Annotated in this window: 8 protein-coding genes; 4 read left to right on the top strand and 4 right to left on the bottom strand. The window is 76.8% G+C overall.

All coding sequences use genetic code 11. The features are described 5' to 3' along the window. Window positions 1-126: integrase core domain-containing protein (locus AB7J25_RS29615; RefSeq protein ID WP_428514509.1), on the top strand; the 126-nt coding region annotated here is incomplete at its 5' end. On the opposite strand, the gene AB7J25_RS29610 is transcribed toward AB7J25_RS29615, so the two are convergent. Together AB7J25_RS29610 and AB7J25_RS29605 are read right to left on the bottom strand one after the other, a co-directional pair. Then, a complete protein-coding gene (locus tag AB7J25_RS29610; protein ID WP_428514507.1) occupies window positions 123-947 on the bottom strand; it encodes a spermidine synthase in 825 nt (274 codons plus the stop codon). The genes AB7J25_RS29615 and AB7J25_RS29610 overlap by 4 nt on opposite strands. 23 nt (window positions 948-970) lie before the next feature. Then, the gene (locus tag AB7J25_RS29605; RefSeq protein WP_428514505.1) at window positions 971-1,855 is read right to left on the bottom strand and encodes a hypothetical protein; all 885 of its coding nucleotides are present in this window, start codon (window positions 1,853-1,855) and stop codon (window positions 971-973) included. Between the two features lie 198 nt (window positions 1,856-2,053). On the opposite strand from AB7J25_RS29605, the gene ligD reads away from it, so the two are divergent. Both ligD and AB7J25_RS29595 read left to right on the top strand, forming a co-directional pair. Further along, the gene (gene ligD, locus AB7J25_RS29600; RefSeq protein WP_428514503.1) at window positions 2,054-3,022 is read left to right on the top strand and encodes a non-homologous end-joining DNA ligase; all 969 of its coding nucleotides are present in this window, start codon (window positions 2,054-2,056) and stop codon (window positions 3,020-3,022) included. A gap of 80 nt (window positions 3,023-3,102) precedes the next feature. Further along, on the top strand, window positions 3,103-3,588 hold the full coding sequence (locus AB7J25_RS29595) for an ATP-binding protein (RefSeq protein WP_428514501.1): 486 nt from the start codon (window positions 3,103-3,105) through the stop codon (window positions 3,586-3,588). Between the two features lie 14 nt (window positions 3,589-3,602). Here the strand turns inward: AB7J25_RS29595 and AB7J25_RS29590 are convergent, their stop codons facing one another. After that, window positions 3,603-5,021: a pyridoxal phosphate-dependent decarboxylase family protein gene (locus AB7J25_RS29590; protein WP_428514499.1), complete on the bottom strand. Its 1,419-nt coding sequence runs from the start codon at window positions 5,019-5,021 to the stop codon at window positions 3,603-3,605. Between the two features lie 64 nt (window positions 5,022-5,085). On the opposite strand from AB7J25_RS29590, the gene AB7J25_RS29585 reads away from it, so the two are divergent. Then, a complete protein-coding gene (locus tag AB7J25_RS29585; protein WP_428514497.1) occupies window positions 5,086-6,273 on the top strand; it encodes an MFS transporter in 1,188 nt (395 codons plus the stop codon). Window positions 6,274-6,334: 61 nt separating this feature from the next. Here the strand turns inward: AB7J25_RS29585 and AB7J25_RS29580 are convergent, their stop codons facing one another. Further along, complete coding sequence (locus tag AB7J25_RS29580; RefSeq protein WP_428514495.1) at window positions 6,335-6,676, bottom strand: histone-like nucleoid-structuring protein Lsr2; 342 nt, start codon at window positions 6,674-6,676, stop codon at window positions 6,335-6,337. Window positions 6,677-6,753 lie beyond the last annotated feature (77 nt).

The raw sequence follows: 6,753 nt of genomic DNA, 5'->3' as shown, positions 1-6,753 counted from the left end.
GAGTCGCACCGCCGAAAAGCACTACCGGGATGGTTGCACGAGTACAACCACCACAGGCCCCACACCGCCATCGGCAGCTCACCACCGATCAGCCGGTTGACCAACCTGTCGAGTCAGTACAGCTAGCCGGGGCGCCCGAAGAACCCCGGCGGCGGCAGCGGGGACGGGGCGGCGGTCCGGTCCGTCGGGGCCGCCGCATCGCCCGCGAACGCGCGGGCCTGCGCGTCGTCGAGCAGCCGTGCCGGGAAGGGGTCCGCGGCGAGGCGGCGCACCAGCGCCGCGTCCGGCAACAGGGCGTCCGATCCCAGCAGGATGAGGTTGCCGAACCTCGGCCCGTGCAGCACCGACGGCGCCACCACCACCGCGACGTGGGCGAACGTCTCCGTGAACGCCGCCACCTGGCCGCGGGCGAACGCGAGCGGCACGGCGTCGGCGACGTTCGCCGCGTAGAGGCCTCCGGGCGCCAGGGCGCGCGCGGCGGCGCGCACGCACTGCACCGTGGTGAGGTGCGCCGGGATCCGCGAGCCGGCGAAGACGTCGAGCACCACCGCGTCGGCCGTGCCCGCCGCGGTGGCCTCCAGGGCGGCGCGGGCGTCCTCGACGTGCACCCCGCCGTCCAGCTCCTCCGCCGGGAGGCAGTCGGCGACGAGCGCGGCGAGTGCGCCGTCCAGCTCGACGATCCGTTGCGGCGACCCCGGCCGGGTCGCCGCCACGTAGCGGGGGAGCGTCCATGCCCCACCGCCGAGGTGCAGCACCCGCAGCGGACCGGGCGGCCGGGTGTCGAGCACGTGGCCGAGGCGGCGGACGTACTCGAACTCCAGGTGTGTCGGGTCGTCCAGGTCGACGTGGGACTGCGAGGTGCCGTCGACCAGCAGTGTCCACGAGCGCGGGCGGTCCGGATCCTCGACGAGCTCGGCGGTGCCGTGGTCGACCTCCGCGCGCACCACGCGGCTCACCCCGCGGGAACGCCTCACCCGAGCGCGTCCAGCCGCGCCCGCAGCCGTTCCACCTCGGCGTCGGCGGACGTGGCGGCCCGTGTGGCCTCGCGCAGCCCGGCCACGGAGGCCCGCTCGTCCTCCGCGGCGCCGCGCTCGCGGTCCCGGGCCCGGTCCAGCTCCGCGGCCAGCCGCGCCACCTCCTCGCGGGCGTCCGCGTGGCGCTCCCGGGCGTCGTCGCGAGCGTCCTGCGCCGCCTGCCGCTCGTCGCGGGCGGCGTGCGCGGCCTGCTCGGCCGCGTCCAGGTCGCGGCGCAGTTCACGTTGCCGGGCGGCCCGCTCCTCGGACCGCCGGTCCTCGTCCGCCGCGGTCGGCGGCCCGGACTCGGGCGTCGCCCGCTGTGGGGGCTGTGGTGGCAGCGGCACGGCGTGCGGATCGGCGTCCGGGCCGAACCCGGTGTAGCGCAGCGTGCGGGTCAACCGGCCCGCCTTCAGCTCCTCGGCCACCTCGGGCTGCGCGAGCGCGGCCTCCAGGATCCCCTGCAGCTCCCGCAACTGTGCCTCCGTGGCGGGCGAGCCCGCGTCCTGCGCGAGCCGGCCGGCCTCGCGGGCCATCGCGGCGACCGCCCGGTTGCGCTGCGACGACAGCGCCCGTAGCTGCGAGCCGTCGAGCGTGCGCTGCGCCTGCGCGAGCCCCGCGGCGAGCGACACGAGCCCGTCCAGCTGCTCGGCGCGGTGGCGGGCGAGGAGGTTCGCGAGCCAGGCCGGGCGGGTGGGCCGCCGAAGCCGCCCCAGTGCCCGCGCCAGCTCCCGGTCCCCCCGGGAACGCGCCTCGCTCACCTGGTCGTCACGGGCCGGAACGAACTCCTCCGGCGGGAGCGCGTAGAGCGCGTCCGCGATCGCGTCGAGATCGTCCGGCACACGCCAGACCCTAGTCCGCACACCCGGGCCGGCCGGGCCACCGAGCCGTGTGACGGCGTCGTGCCGGGATCGCCGGGGGGAGCTATCCTTCGGCTGCACCGGCCCGACGATCCCCCCATCGGCGGGCGGTGCACCGGCGGCCGTTCACCCACCCCCTCGGTGAGCGGCCGCCGGACCTCCTGCGGCTAGCGTCGTCCCATGGCCGTCGCCCTGCCCGCCCCGGTGGCCCCGATGCTCGCCGTGTCCGGCGAGCCGCCCGCCGGGCGCGGCTGGGCCGTCGAGTTCAAGTGGGACGGCGTCCGCGCGGTCACGGCCGTGGCGGGCGAGCTGGTGCGCGCCCAGAGCCGTCTCGGCAACGACGTCACCGCGGGCTACCCGGAGATCGCCGACCTCGGCGCCGTGCTCGACGGCCGCCCCGCCGTCCTGGACGGAGAGCTCGTCGCCCTGGATGCGGCAGGACGGCCGGACTTCGGGCTCCTGCAGCACCGCATGCACGTCCGCCGCCCACCCGCGGAGCTCCTCGCCCGGATCCCCGTCTCGTACCTGGTGTTCGACGTGCTGTGGCTCGACGGCACGTCGCTGCTCGGTGAGCCCTACGATGCGCGCCGCGCCGTCCTCGACGGGCTCGGTCTGGCCGGGCGGCACGTCCGGGTGCCGCCGTCCACGCCGGACGTCCCGGCGCGGCAGATGCTGGAGGTGGCGCGGGCCCACGGCCTGGAGGGGGTCGTGGCGAAGCGCCGCGCCTCGCGCTACGAGCCGGGGCGGCGCTCGCCCGCGTGGGTGAAGACGGCGCTGGTGTCGACGCAGGAGGTGGTGATCGGCGGCTGGACGGCGGGGGAGGGCCGCCGGACGCGGACGTTCGGTGCGCTGCTGCTCGGCGCGCACGACGGGGACGGCCGGTTGCGCTACCTCGGCCACGTCGGCACCGGGTTCACCGATGCGGCGTTGACCGCGCTGCTCGCGCGGCTGGTGCCGCTGGAGGTCCCGGAGAGCCCGTTCGCGGACGTGGTGCCGGCGGCGGAGGCGCGGCGGGCGCGGTGGGCGCGCCCGGTGCTCGTCGGTGAGGTCACCTACCGCAACCTCACCCACGATCTGCGGTTGCGGGCCGCGAGCTGGCGCGGCCTGCGCCCGGACAAGGCCCCCGCCGAGGCGCGGTTGCCGGAGTAGGTCGGGGTGGTCCGCCGAGCGGTGCGATCTCGGCGGTGGGCGGCGTTTGAGCGCCCGGGGCTGGGTGGAACGCGGTATCCATGACGTCCGGAGAGCGGGTGGAGTTCGTCCATCGCAGCTGGCCGGCCGATCCCGCGCAGCTCGTCCGCATCCGGCGTGAGCTCGCGGGCTGGTTGAGGCCGTTGCAGCTGTCGACTGAGGAGATCGAGCGCATCGTGTTGGCGGTGGACGAGGCCGCCGCGAACGCGGTGTGCCATGCGTACGGGCCGGGTGAGTCGGGGATCGTCGACCTGACGCTGTGGACCGAGGAGACCCCGGAGTCGGGGGGCACGACGCTCTGCATCGAGGTCGTGGACCACGGCAGCTGGCGCCCGCCCGCGGACGAGCCCGTCTCCGGCGGCCGCGGGATCGCCCTCATCCGTGCGATGACGGATGCGACGCTGATCCACTACGACGACCGGGGCAGCCGCGTGCTGCTTCGCCATGGCGTCCGTGGGGATCGGGGCATACGTGGCATACGGGGCGACCGGGGCGATCGGGAGGCCGGCGAGCCCGCTCCCGGGTAGGCCGGGCGACGGCCTCACACGCCGAGCAGCGCCGCCAGCGCCTCGACGTCGGCCCGCGTCGTGGCGACGGACCCGATCGCCACCCGCAGTACGTGGCGGCCGCCGACGGTGGTGTGGGTGACGAGCGCGGCCCCCGAGGAGTTGACGCGGTCCACGAGTCCCCGGGTGGCCTCGTCGTCCGCGTCCGGATCACCGGTGTCGGCGCGCAGGCACACCAGCGCGAGCGACGGCGGAGCGGCCAGCGCGAGCCCGGGCGCGGCCTCGATCCGCGCGGCCAGCTCGGCGGCGAGCGCGACGTGGTCGCGGATGTGGGACCGCAGGCCCTCCAACCCGAACGCGTGCAGCACCGCCCACAGCTTGAGCGCCCGGAACCGCCTGCCCAGCGGCACCTGCCAGTCCCGGTAGTCGACGACCCGCCCGGACTCCGACGCCGGGTCGCGCAGGTACTCGGGGGTGATCGAGAGCGCCGCGGGCAGCGCCACGGCGTCGCGCACCCACAGCAGGGACGCGTCGAACGCGGTGAGCAGCCACTTGTGGGCGTTCGTGCAGAACGAGTCGGCGCGCTCCACCCCGTCGAGCAGGTGCCGGTGCTCCGGGCAGAGCGCCGCGACACCAGCCCAGGCCGCGTCGACGTGCAGCCACGCGCCGTGCGCCGCCGCGAGCGGCGCGATCTCGGGCACGGGGTCCACCGCGCCGGTGCCCGTCGTCCCGACTGTCGCGCACACGAGCACCGGGCGCAGCCCGACGGCGGCGTCCGCGTCCAGGGCGGCGGCGAGCGCGGACGGCGACATGGCGAGCGTGCCCGGCACGGTGTCCACGGTCCGCAGGGCGCGCCCACCGAGCCCGGCCACGCGCACCGCCTTCGCGAGCGACGAGTGCGTCTCGGCCGTGACGTAGACGCGCTCCGTGCCGTCCACGCCGTCCTCGCGCCACGCGCCCCCGGACGTGCGGTGCAGCGCGGCGAGCAGCACGACCAGCGCGGCCGAGGACGCCGTGTCCTGGAGCACGCCGCCCCCGCCGCCGCCGTGGGTGAGGCCGGGGTCCAGCCCGAGTGCGGCGGCGAGCCGGTCGGTGAGCGCCTGCTCGATCTCGGTGCAGGCCGGGGACGTCGACCAGAGCATCCCCTGGGCGCCCAGGCCGCCGCAGAGCAGGTCGCCCAGGAGCGACGGCAGGGACGCGTTCGCGGGGAAGTAGCCGAAGAAACCCGGGTGCTGCCAGTTCGTCCCCGCCGGGACGACGAGCCGGTCCAGCTCGGCCAGGAGCTCCTCCACCGGCCGCGGCTGCTCGGGCAGCGGCCCGAAGCCCGCGCGGACGCTGCCCGGCTCCACCTCCGGGCGCACCGGTAGCGCAGGCAGCCGCTCGCGGTAGCGCGCGACCCAGTCCAGGACGGCGCCGCCCTGGCGGCGGAACTCGTCCGGGGTGAGGTCGGGCACGCGACGCAGCGTAGGCGAGTCGGCGGTCCCGGCGGTGCGGGCGGGCCGGACCTACGCTCGGGCGGTGCCCGACCCCCGCCCCGCCACGAGCCCGGTCGGCGAGCGGGGGCGGCTGCGGCTGCTCCAGCTCGCCGCGCTCATCAGCACCTGCGACCGGTTCGCCATCGCCCCGCTGATCGTCGTGATCGCCGCGGACCTCGACGTCCCGTTCCCGGCGGCCGCGGGGGTGGCGAGCGCCTACTTCCTCGCCTACGGCGCGATGCAGCCCGTGTGGGGCATGGTGAGCGACCGCATCGGCCGGGTGCGCGCGATGCGTCTCGCGCTGCTGGGCGCGACCGTGGCGGGGATCGGGTCGGCCGTGGCACCGGACCTGCTGCTGCTCGGTGCGACCCGCGTGCTCGCCGGTGCGAGCTTCGCCGCCCTGATCCCCGCGTCCCTGGTCTACGTCGGCGACTCGTGGCCGGAGGAGGTGCGCCAGCGCCCGCTCGCGGACGTCATGGCGGCCTCGTCGCTGGGCATCGCCGCCGCGACGGCCGGCGCCGGCGCGCTCGCCGATCTCGCCGGCTGGCGGGCGGTGCCCGCCGTGACGGCCGCCGCCGCGGTGGCCCTGTGGGTGGCGCTGCGCCGCCTGCCGGAGCCGGACCGCCTCCCGCCCTCCGGCAGCCCGCTGCGCTCGATCGGGCGCGTGCTGGCGCAGCGGTGGGCGCGGGTGGTGCTGCTGTTCGCGCTGGTGGAAGGGGCTGTGGTGCTGGGCCTGCTCACCTATCTCGCCCCGGCCGTGCAGGCGCTCGGCGCGACGGCCGCCCTCGCCGGCACGGTCGCGGCCAGCTACGGCGTCGGCGCGCTGCTGTTCACCCGGGTGGTGCGCCGCCTCGTGGGCCGGCTCACCGCCGCGACGCTGGCCGCGATCGGCGGGGCCTTTCTCGTCGCGGCGTGGGGCGTGCCCGCGCTGGGGGTCAGCATCGTGACCGTGGCGGTCGCGGGCCTGCTCGTCGGCGGCTCGTGGGCGTTCCTGCACAGCACGTTGCAGACGTGGGCCACCCAGGTGGTCCCGAAGGAGCGGGCCACGACGGTGGCGCTGTTCGCCGCGATGCTCTTCCTCGGCAGCGGGCTCGGCACCGCGCTGGCCGCGCATCCCGCAGGCGCGGGCGCGTACCCGGAACTCTTCCGCGCCGGGCTCGTGGCCGCGCTACCGCTCGGGATCGCCGTCGCGGCGGCCCGGGCCCGCTACGCGCGGGCGACGCGGACCTGACGGCCCGCGCCGCGCCGTGCGCGGGCCGTACCCGCAGCCGGGCCGCCCGCGCCCGGTCCGGTCAGTGCGCCGCGTGGTAGGCCTCGAGCACGTTCGACGGGATGCGCCCGCGCTCGGAGATCTTCATGCCCTGCGCCTGCGCCCATTCCCGGATCGCCTGGTTCTGCTCCCGATCGGCCGCCGGGCGGGACGGGGCGGCGGCCGCCGCGCCGCCACCGCGGCGCCCGCCTCCCACGCGGCGGGCCGCGGAAACGAAGGGGGCGAGGGCGTCGCGCAATTTCGCGCTGTTGGCCGCCGACAGGTCGATCTCGTAGGACCTGCCGTCCACGGCGAACTCCACCTGCTCGTCGGCTGGGGAACCGTCAAGGTCGTCGATCAGGGTGACCGTTGTCTGCTTCGCCACGGCGGGGCCTTTCGAGATCGTAGGGCGGGCACCACTCACCGTTCCGCAGAACGGGATCGCGGATCCGCCCGGATGAA

Source organism: Pseudonocardia sp. (assembly GCF_050246655.1).
Taxonomy (GTDB): domain Bacteria; phylum Actinomycetota; class Actinomycetes; order Mycobacteriales; family Pseudonocardiaceae; genus Pseudonocardia.
The sequence above is the reverse complement of the archived record's forward strand: the minus strand, read 5'-3'. Positions and strand labels throughout refer to the sequence as shown.